This is a genomic window from Rhizobacter sp. P2_G4 (genome assembly GCF_056403575.1).
Map to the genome: position 1 here is coordinate 119155 of NZ_JBFUFG010000013.1, position 18289 is coordinate 137443.

Sequence of the window (18289 nt, forward strand, 5' to 3'; positions counted from 1 at the left end):
CGGCGGGCGCTGCTCCACGCAACCGGTGCCAGCGAATTCTGCTGAGGAACTTGTCTATCACTCCAGTTACGCGCAGGAGCTGAGCCGCCCTGCACCGGCTCAAGATTATGTGCTGCCGATTGAGGACGCGCATCGAACGACGGCACGAACCGAAAGCGGTCAGACGCAACTTTGCTCGTCCGATGACCGCTGCACCCTCCGAACCGGTCACTCGAACTTCGGAGAGTGCGCGACAACGCTCCGACGGACTCCTCTCGCGATGGACGACCGCCCGGATCCGACCCTCTGTTGCCGTTCGGCATCGCCTCGGCAAGGTCACCGGTGCAGCGGTTGCGGTCTGTCGATCCGAGCAGTCGCGCGCAGCTTGCCGGCAAATACCTGACGGTCGGGCAGTTTGCCCGCCTCGACCGAAGGGCCGTCGCCCCTTTAGGACGTTGCCGTCCCACTGAAATCCTATCGGCCCGAATGAGTCCCTAGTTCGACTACCGCAAGTCCCTTGTGAGTCGCAACGAAGATGGCATCCATGCCAACAAGTCCGAGAGCTACGACTCTTGTCTCCAAGTCAATCTCAAGCCTCTGTCGCAAATCACTGGACCACAAGCGAACACTCCCCGAGCCGCCAGAGACCACGGAGCCCGAACTCAACTGGTCAGCAACAAGCAGTGCGGAAATCGAACCGCTGTGCGCAGACTCAACGCGATGCAGCTGCTCGCTGGTCTCGAGATCCCATGCAACCAAGAGGCCAAGCTCGTTCCCGGCCACTGCGACGCGACGATTCGCGAGCACTCCTGTCGTAAGACTGTTTACATAGGAATTCGGCACACGCTCATCCATTTCAAGATCCGTCGGACGGCCCCGATTTGGGCCAGGCCAACGTAGCTTTCGCACAAAGCTATATGGCCCGGCTATCAAGATTAGGCTCTCTGAATCCTCGTCCCCTAGAACGATTTTTATTACCTCTATCGTCTTTTCGTCGTAGCCACTAATTCCGATGTGGTTTGCAGAGTCTTGTTCGGGCGGCGCCCCAACGCGACTCCGTTCCTTTCCTGTACGCAGATCGAAGATGCGAACACTGTATTTGTTCTCCAGATTCACGGCGACGAAGCACAGCGGAACACCATCGATGAGCGCTGTATCAATCGAACAAATATGCCCATCGAGAGAAATCCTTTGTTTGAGCAACTGTCCGTTGCTGGCGTTTAGCAACCGAATGTCGCCAGACCAACCAGCCACCACCAACACGCTCGCCTTGTCAATCGTTCCCAGAGCCATGTCCTGTACATGTCCGACACTTGACCCTTCGACTGCCCAGCATGGAGCACCGGTCGAAGCGCTCACAGCCGAAATGCGACCCGCTGTCGTGCCAGTAAATACGAACCCGCACGAGACATCGAAGGCAGCGGCGGAAATGGTGTCGGAGTCGAGGGCGAATAGGAACTGCGCTTCCGACACCGATCCCTCGTTCGGTCCCTGGGCGACAAGCATTTCATTAACATCCCAGAGTCGAATCTGACACGCGTCATAGACGCTTGCAACCACGGCACGCCCGTGGACGCGGGTGGGGGCAGTCAGCATCTGTCCCTGCATCTCTATGCTGGTGTGGACCGTGTTCCCGGACAACTGGCCTCGCGCGTCCTGCCGGAGCTGCGCGAAGCAGAACTTCCCGTATTGGTCGCCACAGATAAGGACCCCGTCGACTTGCTCCACGACACCGGCCAACTGAAATCGCGACCCACCATTTAGCAGCAATCCCTGCTTAAGAGAACCCGTATTCAGGACTTCGACGAAGGCCGGCGCCAGGTATCCGATAGCGATGAATTGCTCGTTCATCATCTTGAACGCGGACATCGACGAGGCGGAACCTCGAGAACGAAAGTAGTGATCGGCCATTGAGTCCAACTGGGGAGCACTCCACATTCGGGTCAAGATTCCCTCGTCACAGTACGTTCCCATTGAACACGAATCGAAGGACGCGACCAACACTGGGCCGGAGGGGCACTCGGCCAATGCCATGCAGCGGATATCGGTCAAATGGTTCTTCGGGACAACCCATGTGGGACCAAGTGAAGGTACGGACCAGATCTGCACGTTTTCGTCCATCGCCAACGCAAGCATCGCCTCGCCGTTGACCACCTCTGCGCAGGCAGCGCCTGGACGATACGAGGAACCGCTGCTCGTCTCCGCATGGATCTTCAACGACAGATAATCGAGCACACGAATCTTCGTTGTTTGCCCTTTGTCGCTCATAGAGCCCGGGGTCCAAACCCCTATCACCCATTTCTGATCGTTCGCATCGAGAACAAATATGTGACTCACCACCCCCTCAAATGATTCAGATGCCCCAAGAAACCCCTGGCCGGGCAACGCCCAAAGATGAACCGCTCCATTGACACCCAATGCCACTACCGAACGATCGGTGTCTATCTCTCGTAGCGAGATTGCCGAGACTGGCTGCTCGGACTCGATTGCCACTTCCCCCGGGACCGCTTTTCGCCAAAGCGCCCATCGCGCTCGCCAACGGTAGGCTTGGTTGGCGTTGAAGATCGCTTGTGCAACATCGCCCATCCCAGCCTGAAGGGCGGCCAAATGCAGATAGCTGGCACGCTCGCTCACTGAGGCCGCTCTCATGTGGTGGGAGACCTTGCGATACATGTCCGCATTTCGAAGCGCGGCACGCGAGACTAAGCCGTGAAGGTACGGCAAGATTCCTTCGGGCGGCATGTGAATCAGGAATTCCGGCTCCTCGATGAACTGGTCGAGAACGCCGGCGGCGGCCGCGTGATCAGCGAGATGGCGCCGCGTGTATGGATCGTGCAGCCGCTCCCAAACACTACCGTCGTGCCGATTCGTCGCGACTTCAACCAGCGCATCTACCATGAGCGTCTCGATACGCTGGTCTTTGGTGAGCAGCTTCAAATAGTCGGCGAACTCCTGGTGGAATAGACGGTAGACCACCTCGTCTTGATCGGTGTCTTGGATAACGTAATAGCCGGCGATTGAGAGTGCGTCCCGAATGTCGCCATTGCCGTATTCCTTTCCCGCAATTTTCGAGGCGGCCGTGACCCACAGATTCTTCTGCGGCATTCCCTTTCCTCGCGCATACGCTAACGGAACCAACAGATCGAGAATCCTGGTCCGCGCTTCGCGCGGGAAGCGCTGCAGGTCGAATTCAAACGCTTGGTGGAGGTCCTGGGGAACGGCGATCCGTAATTGCCAGTTGGCTATCGACGTGTCGATGGCAGTGGGGAGGTTGGCCAGCGCGCGGCTCACAAGTCGAGAAAACAGAAAGGACACGCCGGCCCTTTCCCCCACGTGCCGCGCCAATCGGGTGGCGTCCTCGTGGCGAGCCGGATCACGATAGACGGTTGGCGGGTCCCACTCGACGAGTCGGCGCCAAACGTAGGCGATCATGTCGGCGGGGCTGAAGTAACGCTCTCCGTCCAAGTCCAGTTCGGTGGCGGCACCGGCCAACGGAATGGCCTTCCCCCGCCGACGCGAGCCGACGATCAGGCGCACCGCCGAGGCATCCGCCAAGGGACGGAGCAAGTTTGTTTCGGTGTCCAGCGGATCCGCTGACTCGTCGAGCGCGTCGACGATGATGCCCACCGGTCCCGCCGCGAGAGCCAAGTGGTGGAGGAGCCCATCGAGCGTCTCCTTTGCCGATCCGAGTTGATGCGCCAGGCTGATCGCAATGTCGCTAGTGGAAAGACCTCGAGCGTGGGCGTAGGCCTGGAGCTTCCCAACGGCCGGCGCGGTGCCGTCAAGCGGATCCAGCATGTTGCACGCAATCATCTCGGCACGCTTGACGTGGTGTGCCGAGAGGACAAGTCGCGCAAGCACGGCGGACTTGCCTGAGCCAGGTGCACCGGTCACTACGCGGGCACGGCGGTCCGAGGCCGGCGACTCCAGCCAGGCGGTTAGCTCGCGCAAAGCCGTCTGGCGGCCCGTGAAGTACCAGCCAGTTGAAGCCATTCCCTCCACGCCGCGTCCCTTGGGGTCCCAATGCGCTTCATCGACGAGGGGAACGCCGTCACGCTGCGACGTGTAGTGCGGATTACGAATGAATCGGTGCGCCTGCCGGTGGCCAAAGACATCGCCTTCGGCGGCCTGAGGGAAGCCCTCTCGATCGAAATGCGCGTTGACCGCGACAACCAATAGGTCGAGCGGATTTAGGTAGCGCGAGCCACCGTGCGGCACCCACGCCGGGTCTGCCATAACGCCTTCCAGCGCCTTCACAAACGCGCCATCGCCGGCCTCCGTTAAGGGATCGGCCGATGCCACGAACCAAAGTCCGGCGCCCTCTCGAAAAAAACCACTTTCCCGAATGCGTGAAAGCGATGCAATCGATTGCCCACCTCCTTTACCTGAATAGCAGGAGTCGAGCACCAGCAGGAGGTTCTGCGGACGCTCCCCGCTGCCTTCGAAAAGCTGCTCGAGAAACTCGGCAACATTGATCGCCGTCTCCGACAGTTTGTTGTCGTTCGTGTCGCTGGTGAATAAGTAGTACCTTCCGGCCCGGCCAGCGTCCCCCCCGTGCCCCGCAAAGTACATCAGCACAATGTCCGACGAGCGCCGGTCGGGGTCGGTGAACCACTGGTAGATTGCGGCGCGAATGTCAGGAGCGGACGCGCCGACGGATATCTTGCTGGCCAGGACACGTGAGTAGCCTTGAGCAGGGCTGCAGAAAAGTTGCTCGATGCGCTGGATGTCCGGGGCCACGCGCTCGAGCATTGGCATGCCCGGGGTCATGGGCGAGCCGACCGCGATCAGGTAGCGGCGGCCGTCGGGCGACACGATGGAGTTCACGCCGCACCAGTGGCTTCGAGCGCACTCGCCACGGCCAGGCCGGCTTCTCTCGCGCATAGGTAGCGGTTTACGTCATGTGATCGCCATCCGTTGTGCACCAACGTGTCCTGCACCGGGCCAAACAAAGGCGCGAGTTCCTTGACTAGCGCAACCAGGTCACCCTTGTCTGCGATATTGACCCATTGGGCTACATTCGGCCACGCGCGGCGGCCGTCCTGCAGCTCAGTCGCCAACGCGTCGAACACCACGTTCGGAATTCCGAGTGGCGAGCCGAGAGAGAGGAAGGTGTGAACCCGCCAATCGGGGTGGGCGCACAGCGCCTCGTAGGCCACCACGGAGCCCAGCGAATGCCCGATGACGACCCTGGTATCGGGCCCCACTTGCTCAGCCACTCGCCGCAAGATTGCCTCCTTGAAGTTCTTGTCGTGTAAGAACAGACGCAACTGCCGCAGTTCAGACACCAACAACGCCGGAGCAAGTGGCCGAAAAAACCTGGATTTGGCGAGTTGCACCAGCCCCCGCTGGAGAAACTGCGGCGTGCGTGCCCTCCCCTCGAACTCCGGCGGCTGAATGCCGGCATCCTCCCCCAAGGGGTCCGTCCCGCCGTCTCGGCGGTTGTCGGCAGAAAGTGCGGAGGCGGCGCGCCACCAGGCCTCCACGAGGTCGCACTCCCAATCCTCGATCGGTTCAAACTTTGCAGCCCGACTCGCGCCTCCCCGGCTGGGTATGCGCTCCTTCCCATCCGCACCGAGTCGAAACAAAGCCCCGTAAGCCACGACGACCAGGTCGCGCTCCGCGAGCCAGTGGCGTCGCCCCGCCTCTTCCAAGGCCCCCTGTAGCGCCGCACCCCAGTCCGAGGTCAACTGGGCAGCAGTCCTGAACGTATTCGCAATCCCGTGAATGCCGACGATTTTTGCCATGCGTGCTCTCCGGCAGTGGGCCAAAGGGGTACAGACGAACGGTCCTCGCAAACTGCATCCGCGTTGGTCGCGGAAAGCATGGGACAAGGCGACAGATGTGGTGAATGCTACCGGGCGCGCCCCAGTTGCACCACAACTTCAACCTACGCGATGTAAGGTGCTCGCCAAGTGCGATCCTGACGCCAAGATCGCGTTGGGTAGTGGCAGTCCCTGCTTGGGAGGACCGCCATCCGGACAAGGATTCAGCCTCTGGTGTAGTGCGCGCCGCTGACGTGATGCGTCCGCAGGGGCGACGGTCCGAACCATTCGCGGAGACTCTTCTCGCTCACTGGTGTAGACGATCGAGCGCTCAACAAAGTGCGTAGTCAACAAACCCGAGCAACGACTTGTCATTGAGCTTCCGGCGAGTGCCGCGGAACACACCAATGCCGTTTCCACTGCCCGTTGAGTCCGTGTTGCCCTCGATGGTGGACAGCACTCCGCCGGGTAGCAACTTTTCGACGATCCCCGTGTGACCGTGTCCACCACCAAAGTTCAATATGAAGATCAAGCCGGGCTTGACGAGTGATGGATTCGCGTAGGCGTCTGCACCGGAGATCCGAACCGCCTTCGCAATGTTCTTGGCGCGATTCCAGTGGTCAACGCATCCAGCTGTCTTCGGAATCGGATTGGGAACGGCAAGGGTTTGCCCCGCAGTCTTGAAGGTCCAGTAGACAAATGCCATACACCAGTACCGGTCGTCCGGTGTGCCTTTGGTTGGGTCGATACCCACGGATTGGAGGTAGGCATCCACCATCGGACCGCGATTTGATCCAGTGGGGACCTCCATCTGACCTTCCTGGGTGCCCGCGATCGCTAACGCCTGGAGCATCAACGTCGACGGAGCGCTTGCCGGCGCTGGCGCAGGCGTCGGAAAGAGGCTTCCCCAAGTGTAGATACCGATTTCCCCATCAGAGATCAGTGGCCGCCCGATAGAGTCTACGTTTTGAGATTGAAACAGCCTGACAACTGACACCATGCCCGCGTTGAATACGCCGTCAACAAAGGGACCATAACCCCGTGATCTAAGAGTGTTCTGGATTTGTGTCACCAGCGCCGAATCGGACTCGCCTTGTTTAATCACGCGACCCGGGAACATGTTGGACATGAAGTTCTCCAAAAACGCTGTCGCTCATACCAAGACTATGCGCAGATCCGCGCAACGTTCATGGTTTTCCAGCATTGCCTTCGGCTTTTGCAGGCGGCCCTGGGATCTGCAGAAACGGCATACCGAATTTGAAGTTCAAAGTCACACCGGTCTTGTCTTTGCCGTCCGCAAAACCTTTCTCTTGAACCGACGCGGGCTGGATCCAACTATCGTCACCGAGCAAAGGCACTTTGAACTCGGCACCCACGGCAACATGCCGATTCCGAGAAACGATAAGGCACAAGTTGTGACCTCACAAGACCCAGCGTCGGCAATCCGTCCGCCAAATTAGGGATGGACTGTTGCAGCGGGCATCGCGGAAGTCCTCAAAATGGATTGAACTGCCGTTCAGGACATCGACCTGAAGGACTGTTCATGGCCGCATGCAGTCATATCGACTCAATCGCAGCCATCAGCGCATCGCCCTTTAGGCTGCTCTTCAGTCCGCTTGTCGTATCTATCCTTGACACCCGTGTAGGTCAAGAAGCGGCGAGGTGGGAGTTGCTTGGTCGAGATCAGTCTGCCTGAAGGGGGATCACTCTCCCGTTTGATTCCCGTCTGCCGCCTCGCTCGGTACACGCACGAGATCCGCCGCATCGGACACCCACTGATCTGGATCTCCGCGATACGTTTTCAATCGCCGACGCGCTTCAGACGTCCAGCCCCCTTTCGCGGCCAGTTCGCACAGCAGGCCCAACCCGATGCGGCGAAGGGCCCCGGACGGCTCGGCGCCCAGCGTCCTCTCCAGCGTGGCAAGGTTCTGCACGCTTCGGCCAGCCGCGCACTGCGCCATCGAAGCGAGCGCGTCGGCGACGACGCCCGGGTGCAGCAAGCCCTTGGCCTGCAATCGACGAAGCAGATCCAGGGCCGTGTGAGTGGCCAGGACGGCGAGCACCATCTGGACGGCTTGACCAACGTGCCAGCGTCGGTCGATCAGCGCGTCCACAAGCGGGGCTGCGGAGGTGGTCAGTTCCGCCGCGCCTTCGCGCTGGAGATGGCGGTATGCAGAGACGATGGCCGCCAGCGAATGCGGCCGCTTCACCGCGGCGAAATCAGCCGCCAACGCCTGGCCAGCGGTGCGACCGTAGGTTGCGAGCAGGACCTGCGCGGCTAGTTGAATCAGCGCGGGGTCGACGTCGTCAAGCAGCCCGACCAAGGCATCACGCAGGCACGACTCTCCTCTCGCTGGCGGCATCTGAACGAGGCGCTCGAGGGTTTCCATCCGAATGAGCGCGTCGGCATGTTGAAGCAACAGGGCCATGTGCTGGCCCCAGGCGTGCTGGCCTTCGGGCGTCAATCCGACCTGGGGCACGCGGATCGTGGAACGTGCCAGCGCCGGAGGGCCGTCGAGCGCCGCGGTGCGAAGGCGCAGCCAGGTCTCCGGCCGGTCGAGGAAGCTCCAGTAGGCGCGCAGCAGCGCGATCCGCACGTCCGGGTGCAGCGACGCGTCCTCGTTGAATGCTGCCAGGAAGTTGTACGCCGCGTCGCTGCGCAGGTCGCCGACCAACCGCACGATCTCCTTGGCCACCGTGACCTTGTTCCGGGGCACCTGGCCGATCAGCCGAAGTGCCTCCGCAGCCGGCATGGCGACCACCGATTGCCGCAAGGCGTAGATCGCGACGCGGGCGCGCGCATCGTCGAGCGCGGAGACCAACGTGGGCACTCCACGTCCTCCGTCTGCGCGCCCGAGTGCTTCCAGTGCCTTGTCGCGCAGTGCCGCGTCCGGGGAGTCCAGGCGCGCGAGCCGGATAACCGGATCCAAGGCGAGCGACGGCATGGCCGCGTATCGCTGGACAACGCCATAGAGTTCCCACGCGTTCCGCTTGGAGCTGCTCAGGATCGCAAGCAGCGAGTCGCCATAGCGCTGCTGCTGAGCCGCGGTCCAACGCTCGAAGCCGCGCTCAAAGACAGGCAGGAAGGCCGCCTGGGCGGAGGAGAAGCGGCCGCTGAACTGGCGCGCAGTCAGGAACGGCGTCAGGAGATCTTGCCGGTTCCTGTGCAGGTGCTGCGCCACGGTGCCGACCGTGATCCAGCCGGGCTCTCGATCGAGCAAAGGCGGGATCCATTCGTCTACCCGCTTCGGAGGCCCGATGTGCGCCAGTGCCTCGAGCCCTGATCGGGCGTCAATGGCACGGCCGCCGCGGGCAAGCGCGAACAGGAGATCGGTGAAGGACTCGACCGCCCGCGCCCGGCGACCGAACGCAAGGATTAGCCGCACGGCGACGCCGCCCTGGTTGCGCTGGACCCAGGTCTCGAGCATCGGCATCAGCGGCGGTGCGACTCGCCGCATCTCCCGATCACTCATGCGCGATTCCCAGTGGGCCGCGCCGATCCGGCCAATGCCGCCCAGGCGCTCGACCAGGCGGGGCAAGGTGGTCGCGACGAAATCGGGATGCTTGACGATGACCCCCATAAGCCACTGCACCGCAGCCGACATAGTCATGGACGAGCAGTCGCGTGCTCGAAGCGCCGCGTCGATCAGCGCAGTGAAGCGGGGCAGATGCCTGGCCTCCCAGCGCGAGACGGGCAGCGCCGCGAGTGCCGTGAACATCGCGAGCCGCACCGGATCCCGCTCGTTGTCACGAGCCATGCAGAATTCGAGCACGGCATCCAAGCTCGCGGATTCGTAGCGGGCGGCGTGGACCACCGCAGCGACAGCCTGGGCGCGCAGTTCGCCGTCCGGCTGCGACAGGTACGGCCGCGCCAGTTGCGACGCCTCTGCAAACGGCAGGCAGCCAAGGTAAGCGACGCGCATCATCGGCTCTGTCTCGAGGAGGCGTGCCGAGAAAGCACGGCGTGCTTCGGCCTGCCGCGTCTCCTGCGGCAAGGCGCGCACCAGCGAGATGGGCACCGCCCCGCTGGGCGCTCGCCACCCTTCACCGGCGACGCCATAGAGCGCCGCGCGCTGCACTGGGGTCAGCCGAGGGAATACTGCTTGCAGGTTCGGCAGCGCGTCCGCCATGTGCAGCGCGCACACGGTCTCGGGATCCAGCCTTTTCAGCACATTGACCGCCAAGCCGACACGCGCCGTTCCCCCGTGATTCAGCAGGATGCCGGCCACCGCCTGTGGGAAGTGCGCGGCGTAGCGGCCAATGGGAAGCGTCGCGATCGGCATCCGGCCTGCGGCGGCCACGAGCAGCGTCAGTCCCGCGTCGCAGTCCTGGCGTAGCAGGCCATGCAGGGCTGCCACGACCCTCATGCGGAGAACGTAAGAGATCGGCTCCGCTTCCTCGAGTTCGCGAACAAGCGCACCCCGGACGAGCCCCGGCAGCCGCTGGGCCAGCGTCGCCCATCGCGACGGTGCGAGCGACGCGAGTTCGTCCGTGCCGAGTCTTGCAGCAATGAAGGCGTCGCTGGTCCAAGGCAGGAGATGCAAACGATCCGCCTGCGAGAGCCGGGAATGGACCGCATCGTTGACGTGGGCCCGGCCCGCCTTCCAGAGCCGCCAGGCCAGGGCCTGGCGACAGCGCGGCGCCAGATCAGGCATCCGCTTCAGCACCACGTCGTCATGAACTATCCGCGCAGCGAGTCGCGCGGCGCGCAGGGCGAGGGATTGAGACGGATCGCCCAGGAAGTTGGCCACGACGCCTGCGTCCTGCGACCCCGACGCGGCCATCAGGGCCAGCACCCGCTCGTAGTGGACCTCCGAGTCCGCCAACGCCTGCAGCGTTTGCGCCAGTCGGTGATTCTGGGCCGATTGCCGGCCGAGCTCAATCATCCGGCGGAATCGCTGGTCGTGGCTGAGGGCGCCGACCTCGTCGACGATGTCCCTCGCGGTGGGCGCGGTCCAGGGGAACTTCATGGCGATGGAGGGTGCGGCGGGAAAGGGATCGTAGGATACGGCGTCGCCATGGACGGGCCGTCCGGGCGCATGAGGAAGCTGGCAATTGCAGATCTTCACAAGCGGATTGACTCACCGCAGCTGCGATCGTGGAGATCTCGCCAAGGCGCACAGATGGCGCGCGCGCACGCCGAAATGCGCCGACTCGAAAGGCATCCGTTGAGGCAGCGGTGCCGAGCAGCCTACCCGGGCCCGGTCTGTCGCCACCGGCTGCTACTGGCCGCAAAGAGCCGACGGAAGATCGGCCGTAAAGCTGCCGCCCGAGGCTTGCTCTTTCCGATTCTTTCCTGGATTAGGGACGCTAGGAGCCTGCCGCCGATCCACGTCCGCGTAGCTCGTCCTCGATTGCCTCGCGACCTTATCGAAATCGCGCCAAGGCCTGTCGCGATTCCTCGCTCATTGGCGCCATGACGTCGACGAAAATATCCTCCGCCTGTTTGAGCGTCCTCGCGTCATCTTGAAGTACCTTGGTCGAGCGGGCCTTAAGGGGCGGCAGTGGCATGGTGACTCCCTTTCCGTGGCGTAGATCCCCTGGAAGGGGTCAGTCGATGAACTGGCAGTTGTCGCCCATGATGTCGCGGATCATCGCGCCGTCGTGGGCAGGATTGGGTGGGTTGCTGCGCGGCGCGTAGCCGACTCGCAGCCACGGGATGGCCACCGCCTGATAGACGACGGTCAAGTGGTCTTCGTTTTGCAGGCGGTGGAACTGATGGGGCGGCCCGCCGGCAGTGGTCGTATTGAGCGCGACGCGTGCCTCAATGAGGGTGTAGCCTTCGTCGAACTCGAGGTAGACGTTGGACTTGTTCACTCCACGCTTGGTGTCGGGTAAGAACTCGCAGTTGTCAGTTTGCATGGGTGTTTCGCTTTCTGTGTTGTCGTCGGAACGTTCTCGCAAGGAGGAACAATCGACGCTGCGTATGCTTGAATGAACTCCGTCGCCGTCCGAGTGGATATAGCTGTGGTCTGCGACGTAGAGCATGGCATGAGAGAACGAGCCACCGGTCACCCTGCGTATGCTCTTGCTGAGCAGCATCTTGTTCGCCGTCAGGATAATGTCGCCGATGCCAACGCGATCGATATCGAGTATGAACACCTGAACTCCTTCTAGGAGTGGCGACAAGCGCGCCCTTGTCGCCACCATAGCTCAGCTGACGTGGGACCCGACAGCCCAGCGCAGTCACGTAGTCACTGCGAGGCGTTCAGCTATGGGTTCTGGATAGCGACTCCAACAATGTCCTCGGCGTTAGGGGCACCCGGCAGCTGCCCCGTGTATTGAAGGATCAGGCGGCCAATTGCTTGCTTCACAAACACGAATATCTGATGCATCTGGTCGTGGGTGAGCGAGATTGGACGGTCAGGTGCGCAAAGTGCCGCCATGACTTTCAGCTTCGCATGGTCTGCGGCGGCCATCACGCCGCCGTTGTGGACGATGTTGTGGCGCAGGAGAGGTAGATCTCCCAACTCGTCCAGTCTGACCGCGCTTGTCTTGCCCCCTCTTATGCGGGCGATTTCGGGTCGAATTTCTTCGTCCCAAAATGCGAACATGAACACGATGATTGACCAGCACAGCTGCTGCTCGTTAAATCCAGCCTCTCGGTTTGTAGAGACAAATTCATCGGCGCGAACAATCCGGTGATGGATAACGTCGGGTGACGTCGAGTCTTCGACACTGGCATAGACGATGACTGGCCGTCCCTGCTCAATACGCCGGCCGACGGGGCGTTGCACACGCGGAATTTGCCGTTCAATGCGCACGACATTGCTGCCGAACGACGCTAGGCAATCACAGTACACGCCGACCTGGCGGTTCACAAAGTCGATGAACTTGCGAAGCGGTACCAGCTCGGCCTTGGCCTTTTGGAAATCGTCTGGGGAGAGAATTACTGTCATGCGCTGCCTGTTCAGTACGTCACCTTGAACGTCGGACTGTCCTCGGGATTTTGCGGCGGTCGTAGAGGCGTGTGGTGGCGATATTGGCATGGCCGAGCCACTCCTGCACCTTGGCGATGTCGACCTGATGATCGCGTTTCCACGTCCACCTGCATGTCGAAGACATCGGCAAGAGCGTCGCCTTCTACTCAAAACTCTTCGCCGCCGAACCAGCGCGCGCCGACCCAGACTCCTCTACCGCCGCCGCGCCCACCTTCTTCGGCATGAGCGCTGTTGTATCCCGAGCGCCGCCCCGTGCTGCGGGCGCACCGCCAAAGTCACAGCCTCACCGCGTTCATCGCGTTGGCATCTCGCCCACGCCATCGGTAGCGCCTGCCCGGGCGCGCCCTGCAGGGCGCCCGGGCAGGTGCAATCCCTCCCACTCACCGATGGATCAGATCAGAATCAAATCCGCCACCTCACCAGCGAATAGACGCGGTTCCTGACCGGCGTTCACAGCAGGGTCCGCCATCGGCGGTATAGGCGTATGGGCACCAGGGGATGCGACTGGAAGCCCCCACAGCTGCCGGTCGTGAGCGACAGCTGATGGCCGACAGCAGGAACATGCGGCCTCACCTGGAAGCAGCCAGTCAGCCGGGAGTCAGGCCCGTTTGCCTGTTGTTGCCGATGGAGGTTTGGATGGAACGGGCCCGCGATACCTGCGGCCTTGCGGCGATCACCGTGACCCGCGCTCCTGCCGCGCAACGGTCAGAAGCGCGTCCAGGGCTCCCTCGCTCAGCCCCTTCAAGGCCCCAAAGTTCGCCTTCGACAGCGGGCTCTGCTCGAAGCTGAGCAGCAGCAGTGCGCGTTGGTGGCGAGCCTTGGCCTCGGCCGCCTGTTCGGAAGTAAGCGGCAGGGTAGGCGCGTTCACGGGCTCATGCTCATGTGCACCGACACGTTCTTGCTCGGGCCGCGGCTTGCGCGGGCGCGGCGGCGCACCGGTGCCAGTGTCGCCGGGCCGACCGCGCTGTTGTTGTACGCCAGCGCGGGGCGGTCGTTGCGCTTGGGGTGACATCGGAGAGCGGTCTGGGCGATCGGGCGTGCCGGGACGCACCGGGCGCGCGCTATGAGTGGCAGGCCGCACGTCGGTTGCCTCAGAAGCGGACTGCGACACCTCCTCCTGCTGCGAAGGGAGCGGTGGTCTCGACGCCCGCAGCGGGCGGGCGTCATGACGCGAAGCCCGAGCCACCTCGCGCTCCGCATGTGTCCTTGCTTCAGCGATGGCACGACGCCGCTCGAGTTCCACGCCTGCAGCATCGCGGTGTTCAGCGGCAATTTCGCCGACCGGCTGGCCGTCGAGGTCGATGCGTGTGGCGCCCTCGGCCACCAGGGCCCTCAGGTAGGCGGTCCTGGTGGTGTGGCGCTGCAGGAAGACTGAGAGTGCCTTCTTGGTGAAGACTCCGGGCGCACGGCGATTGATGTCGGCCTGGATGCGAAGCTTGATCGGCTTGGCGACGCCCGCGCCGAACAGCGCCGGGAAGTGCTCGGCCAGCAGGCGCGCGGTGTCGGCCAGGCTGGGTTCGGGCCGCGGCGTCGGTGCTCCAGCCGCCGCTGGGGCAGCTGGCAGCGCCTCGGTCGGCGTGCCCAGCGTCGCGTTGGGCGTTGGGCCAGAAGTGGTCTCGGGATTTTTTGGGCTGTCAGGCATCGGGAAGAAGCAGGTCGGTCAACGGGGCTTTGTAGCCGGGCCGCGTATTTTCGGCCTATGGCCGCAAGCCCTGCACGTTGGCGAAGCCGTCTGATCCTGCCGTGCGGTTATGTGCCTCGTAGAGCGCAGCTCCGCGCTTCGGGCAAGGGGGGCGAGCGAGCGACTGCTTGATGGCAGTCGGCGTGAGTCGGACGCCTGACAACGAGGGGCAGCAACCGCTGCAAAGCGGGCGACCACAACTCCAATACCGGCGGGCGGCGGCGGACTCGTGCATCGATGAGGTCTCGCCGCGCGGGTGGCTCGTGCCGACTGATGCAGAGAAATCGAACGCCGCCGGGAAGCGACCTTAGAACTTCGCCTTACCGCGTACCGCTCGGGCGCTTGACGTGGGTCGGCTTGGTATGCCGTATGAGCCTTGCTTCTAGCCGGCCGATGAACGGCAGAAGTTCCAACCCCAATGCACGCAGCCAAGCCCTTAGCTCGATCACGTCCAGGCGTCGGACACCGCCCTCAGCCTTCGTTACGAGCGTGCGATCGACCTTGAGGCGCTCGGCAAGCATGGCCTGCGAAAGTCCAGCCTCTTCGCGCACAGCTCGTAGCTCTGCAATGAAGTGGTTGTATTCGTCGGAGTTTGGAAAGGAAAGCATCGGCGCCCGTTGGCTGGACGCGAGCTTCCTTGAGCCACTCGTATGTGCGAAAATCGCACATACGGGGCGCTTCATTTCACGTGAACAGCGTTAGCTGTTGACGGAATCCGACGGACGTTGCGGGCGGTTCGGGATTCCAAAGAAGTGAGGGGGCGAGATGTGCAAAGTGCGTACTTGCGGAGTCAGGGCACATGCGGATGACCACCAACTTCTCCCGAGCAGTCGATCTGCGCGAATTGCCCCTTTGTTCCACATATCTATCGGTGCACTTCGAAGCCCTGCCCGTGCACGAACGACGGCCAGGATCAACGCACGGGGTGTCGGTGTATTGGGGGCTGGGAGCGCTTGCTGATGGTCAGCTCGACATACTTGGTGTGTGGCTCGCGCCGGGCGAAGGCGACATGCTCTGGCGCACAGTCTTCGGGGACCTCAAGGTCCGCGGTCTCGAAACGATGCGGTTCGTCACCGGAACTGATCCGGAGGTCATCGGAACAAGCTTGTTCGCGTCATACCCGCGCACGATGGCCTTGACTTCGATCGGATGTTTCGTCCGCCAAATTGAAGCCGACCTGACAGAGACGGACCGCGTTGCGGCGGACTGCATGCTCCGCGCACTCCGCGCGGCGGGCACCGTTCAAGATGCACGCGCAGCTCTGGCCGACCTTGCGGCGAGCCCACTCGGCGGGAAGTACCCCGCAGCGGTGACACGCTGGGAGGCCGAACTGGAGCGACTCCGACCGTTGTATGCATTGACCCCACGGCTTCGCCGCATCATTAGTCGCGCCGAGGATGCCGCCCACCGGTTGGATCAGAGATTGTGTCGGGCGCTGGATGGGCGCACCTGCTTCAACGATGGGGAGACCGCCGCTTCTTTCGTCGCCGGAACCCTCATGCGTGCGGAGAGCGACCTCGGCTCACTCGCAGCCAGCTCTGCAAGAAGCATCGGGCGGCGTGGCAGCAAAAGGCTGGCGCGGCCCTCGACATCCGTTGCGGGTCACTGAAACGCCCCGCCCTCTCGTCGAGCGACGTCATGCCCACGAACTGGAAAGCCGCGATGTCCCGCGTCAGGGCGGCGCTGATGCGCCGGGGGCGCACGGTGCACGACGCCGACGACCTGGTGCAGGAAGCGTGGGTGCGACTGGCCTGCTACGAACAGGAACAAGCCGTGGTCCGGCCCGAGGCCTTCCTCATGCGCACCGCGCTGAACCTCTCGATCGACAAGCACCGGGTGCAGTCGAACCATGGTGAGGAGGTGGTTCTCGACGAAGTGGTGTTGGTCGACACCAGTCCGGATGCGGAAGCCGTGCTGCTCGCGCGCGAAAGGATGGCGCGGCTGAGCGTCTGCCTGGGACGCTTGAGTGACCAGACGCGCGAGATCTTTCTCGCCCATCGTATCGACGGCCTGAGCTACCGGGAGATCGCGCAGCGTCACCAGTTGGCCATCAGCACGGTCGAGAAGCACATCGCCAAGGCGACGCTGCAGATCACCACCTGGATGGAAGGCTGGTAATGCAGCTTCCACGGGATCACTTGCTCGATGGGCGGCCTGTCCACCAGTGCCTGCGCAAGCTCTGGTGCTGCACCGAGGGGACCGCGTTCGGCTCAGCGAAGTGACCGTCGAGCGGCCGACGGTCAGTCGCCCCTGATCACGATGTCTGCGCTGAACAGCTCGATGGCGGTCATCGCAACCTTGCGGGTGTCGTAGGCCGCGAATCGCGTGGCGAGGCTGTGGAATGTGTGCGATGAATGCATGGTGACTCCAATCGATTGGGTTTGAGAAACGCGAGCAGGCGCAAGCGCCCTGCCCGCCGGATGTCTGTTCACTGCTGACCAGGCACCGCAGCCCCGCCTGCGCCGCGTCCGTTGCGACCGCGCGGTGCGCTCCGTGCTGGCGGTTTGGCAGGGGTCGGCTTGTCGTCCCGCGCCCCTTCCTGCCGCCCGCGTCGCGCGTCGGCATCCGCACGGCTGTCGAGGTAGTCCAGTTCCTCGCAGGTGAACTGCAAGCCGTAGACGGTGCTGCCGTCCTTGTCGTAGTTGTTGTTCTGCAGGCGCCCGACCACGTTGACGCGCGAGCCCTTGCCCAGGTACTCGGCGGCGTTCTCGGCCTGCTTGCCCCACAGCGTCCACTGGATCGCGGTCGCTTCCTCGACCCGGTCGTCACCCGACCCGCGGCGGCTGTTGCTGATGATGGTGACGACGCCCTTGGCAACCTCGCCGTCGCGACCCTTGACGAACTCGATCCGCACCGCCGTTGCCAGCCGCGCATTGCGTTGTTCCACTCGCACGAAAGCCATGATGTGCTCCTTGAAGAAGAACCAGCCGGCCACCGCGTTGGTGTTCCTTCAAACTGATCCTTCTGCTCGGACTTCCTCGCACCCGCCCTGGGGCGGGCGGGGGGTGGGGTGGCTGTTCCGGTCTTCAGCAGCCGAAACGGTGAACCGGTCACCCGGCCCACCGTATTGAAGATCCCCCCACAAGTCCCCCTCACAGGGGACGGGGGCGCCGTGGGGGAATCCGGTGGGCCGGTCGACGTCAGGCGCTGCCGCTCTTCACACGGCCCGAGCGATGCGCGGACGGCGTGCCAGCCTGCTGGCGCGACGGCTGCCGCGAGGCGCCGCCCACATGACTCGTGCATCGGCGTCCCTGCGACCGGCGTGACACCAAGCGCAGCGGCTGGCGCGTCGGGCGAGCCGCTGCGCGCACTTCGAACGGCAAGAAAAGAAAACCGGTGGCCCGAAGGCCACCGGCGGCAGCTCAGAGCAGCCCTCGCTCCGCGAACGAGACGACTTCGCCGCCGCCCACGACCAGGTGATCGAGCACACGCACATCGACCAGCGCCAGCGAAGCCTTCAGCGTCTGCGTCAGGAACTCGTCCGCGCGACTCGGCTCCGGCGAACCCGACGGATGGTTGTGCGCCAGGATCACCGACGCCGCGTTGAGGACGAGCGCGGCCTTTACGACCTCGCGCGGGTAGACCGTCGTCTGCGTCACTGTTCCGCGGAACATCTCGCGCATGGCGATCATCCGGTTCTGCGAATCGACGAACAGCACGCAGAACACCTCGTGCTCCAGCTCGCCGATCTGCAGGCGGAGGTAGTCCCTGACGATCGCGGGCGACGAGAACACCGCGCCACGGCGCACCCGGGACGACAGCACGCGTCGCGCCTGCTGCAGCACCTCCTCGGGATTCGCCGCACGGTACTGCCCATCAGCCTCGCGCACGAGCAAGGTGGACATGGCATCGGACAGGACGTTCGAGGAAGAAGGGATCGACATGGCGGTCTCCGAATGACGGGCAGGATTGCCCGGCCCCGC

The 18289-nt window shown here is 63.2% G+C and carries 13 protein-coding genes and 1 pseudogene; 4 read left to right on the plus strand and 10 right to left on the minus strand.

The window, feature by feature from the left end:
- Window positions 1-453: 453 nt before the first annotated feature.
- The 3 genes from AC1DYS_RS28850 to AC1DYS_RS28860 form a co-directional block, all read right to left on the minus strand.
- Window positions 454-4806, minus strand: coding sequence for a caspase family protein (locus AC1DYS_RS28850; protein ID WP_477904976.1), 4353 nt, complete (start codon window positions 4804-4806; stop codon window positions 454-456).
- Window positions 4803-5726 carry a PGAP1-like alpha/beta domain-containing protein gene (locus AC1DYS_RS28855; RefSeq protein WP_477904977.1) on the minus strand — a complete coding sequence of 308 codons (924 nt, stop codon included), beginning with the start codon at window positions 5724-5726 and terminating at the stop codon, window positions 4803-4805. Before AC1DYS_RS28855 ends, AC1DYS_RS28850 begins: the two co-directional genes overlap by 4 nt.
- A 349-nt stretch (window positions 5727-6075) precedes the next feature.
- Window positions 6076-6873 (minus strand): CHAP domain-containing protein, encoded by a 798-nt coding sequence (locus tag AC1DYS_RS28860; protein ID WP_477904978.1) that lies wholly within the window; start codon window positions 6871-6873, stop codon window positions 6076-6078.
- Between AC1DYS_RS28860 and AC1DYS_RS28865 the strand changes: the two genes are divergently transcribed.
- A complete protein-coding gene (locus tag AC1DYS_RS28865) occupies window positions 6872-7204 on the plus strand; it encodes a hypothetical protein (RefSeq protein ID WP_477904979.1) in 333 nt (110 codons plus the stop codon). The genes AC1DYS_RS28860 and AC1DYS_RS28865 overlap by 2 nt on opposite strands.
- A gap of 243 nt (window positions 7205-7447) precedes the next feature.
- On the opposite strand, the gene AC1DYS_RS28870 is transcribed toward AC1DYS_RS28865, so the two are convergent.
- From AC1DYS_RS28870 to AC1DYS_RS28880, 3 genes are all read right to left on the minus strand, one after another.
- Window positions 7448-10714, minus strand: coding sequence for a hypothetical protein (locus AC1DYS_RS28870; RefSeq protein ID WP_477904980.1), 3267 nt, complete (start codon window positions 10712-10714; stop codon window positions 7448-7450).
- A gap of 580 nt (window positions 10715-11294) precedes the next feature.
- On the minus strand, window positions 11295-11846 hold the full coding sequence (locus AC1DYS_RS28875) for a hypothetical protein (protein ID WP_477904981.1): 552 nt from the start codon (window positions 11844-11846) through the stop codon (window positions 11295-11297).
- A 110-nt stretch (window positions 11847-11956) separates the two neighbouring features.
- Window positions 11957-12643 (minus strand): hypothetical protein, encoded by a 687-nt coding sequence (locus tag AC1DYS_RS28880; RefSeq protein ID WP_477904982.1) that lies wholly within the window; start codon window positions 12641-12643, stop codon window positions 11957-11959.
- A 149-nt stretch (window positions 12644-12792) separates the two neighbouring features.
- On the opposite strand from AC1DYS_RS28880, the pseudogene AC1DYS_RS28885 reads away from it, so the two are divergent.
- Window positions 12793-12873, plus strand: a pseudogene (locus AC1DYS_RS28885) (ArsI/CadI family heavy metal resistance metalloenzyme); the annotation flags it as partial.
- A gap of 485 nt (window positions 12874-13358) precedes the next feature.
- Here AC1DYS_RS28885 and AC1DYS_RS28890 read toward each other — a convergent pair.
- Together AC1DYS_RS28890 and AC1DYS_RS28895 are read right to left on the minus strand one after the other, a co-directional pair.
- Complete coding sequence (locus AC1DYS_RS28890; protein WP_477904983.1) at window positions 13359-14327, minus strand: ProQ/FINO family protein; 969 nt, start codon at window positions 14325-14327, stop codon at window positions 13359-13361.
- A gap of 359 nt (window positions 14328-14686) precedes the next feature.
- On the minus strand, window positions 14687-14974 hold the full coding sequence (locus AC1DYS_RS28895) for a helix-turn-helix domain-containing protein (protein ID WP_477904984.1): 288 nt from the start codon (window positions 14972-14974) through the stop codon (window positions 14687-14689).
- A gap of 191 nt (window positions 14975-15165) precedes the next feature.
- On the opposite strand from AC1DYS_RS28895, the gene AC1DYS_RS28900 reads away from it, so the two are divergent.
- Together AC1DYS_RS28900 and AC1DYS_RS28905 are read left to right on the plus strand one after the other, a co-directional pair.
- On the plus strand, window positions 15166-15975 hold the full coding sequence (locus AC1DYS_RS28900) for a transposase (protein WP_477904985.1): 810 nt from the start codon (window positions 15166-15168) through the stop codon (window positions 15973-15975).
- A gap of 29 nt (window positions 15976-16004) precedes the next feature.
- Complete coding sequence (locus tag AC1DYS_RS28905) at window positions 16005-16484, plus strand: RNA polymerase sigma factor (protein ID WP_477904986.1); 480 nt, start codon at window positions 16005-16007, stop codon at window positions 16482-16484.
- 310 nt (window positions 16485-16794) lie between these two features.
- Here AC1DYS_RS28905 and AC1DYS_RS28910 read toward each other — a convergent pair whose 3' ends face one another.
- Window positions 16795-17301, minus strand: coding sequence for a single-stranded DNA-binding protein (locus tag AC1DYS_RS28910; RefSeq protein WP_477904987.1), 507 nt, complete (start codon window positions 17299-17301; stop codon window positions 16795-16797).
- Between the two features lie 427 nt (window positions 17302-17728).
- The gene (gene radC, locus AC1DYS_RS28915; RefSeq protein WP_477904988.1) at window positions 17729-18250 is read right to left on the minus strand and encodes a RadC family protein; all 522 of its coding nucleotides are present in this window, start codon (window positions 18248-18250) and stop codon (window positions 17729-17731) included.
- Window positions 18251-18289: the final 39 nt, after the last annotated feature.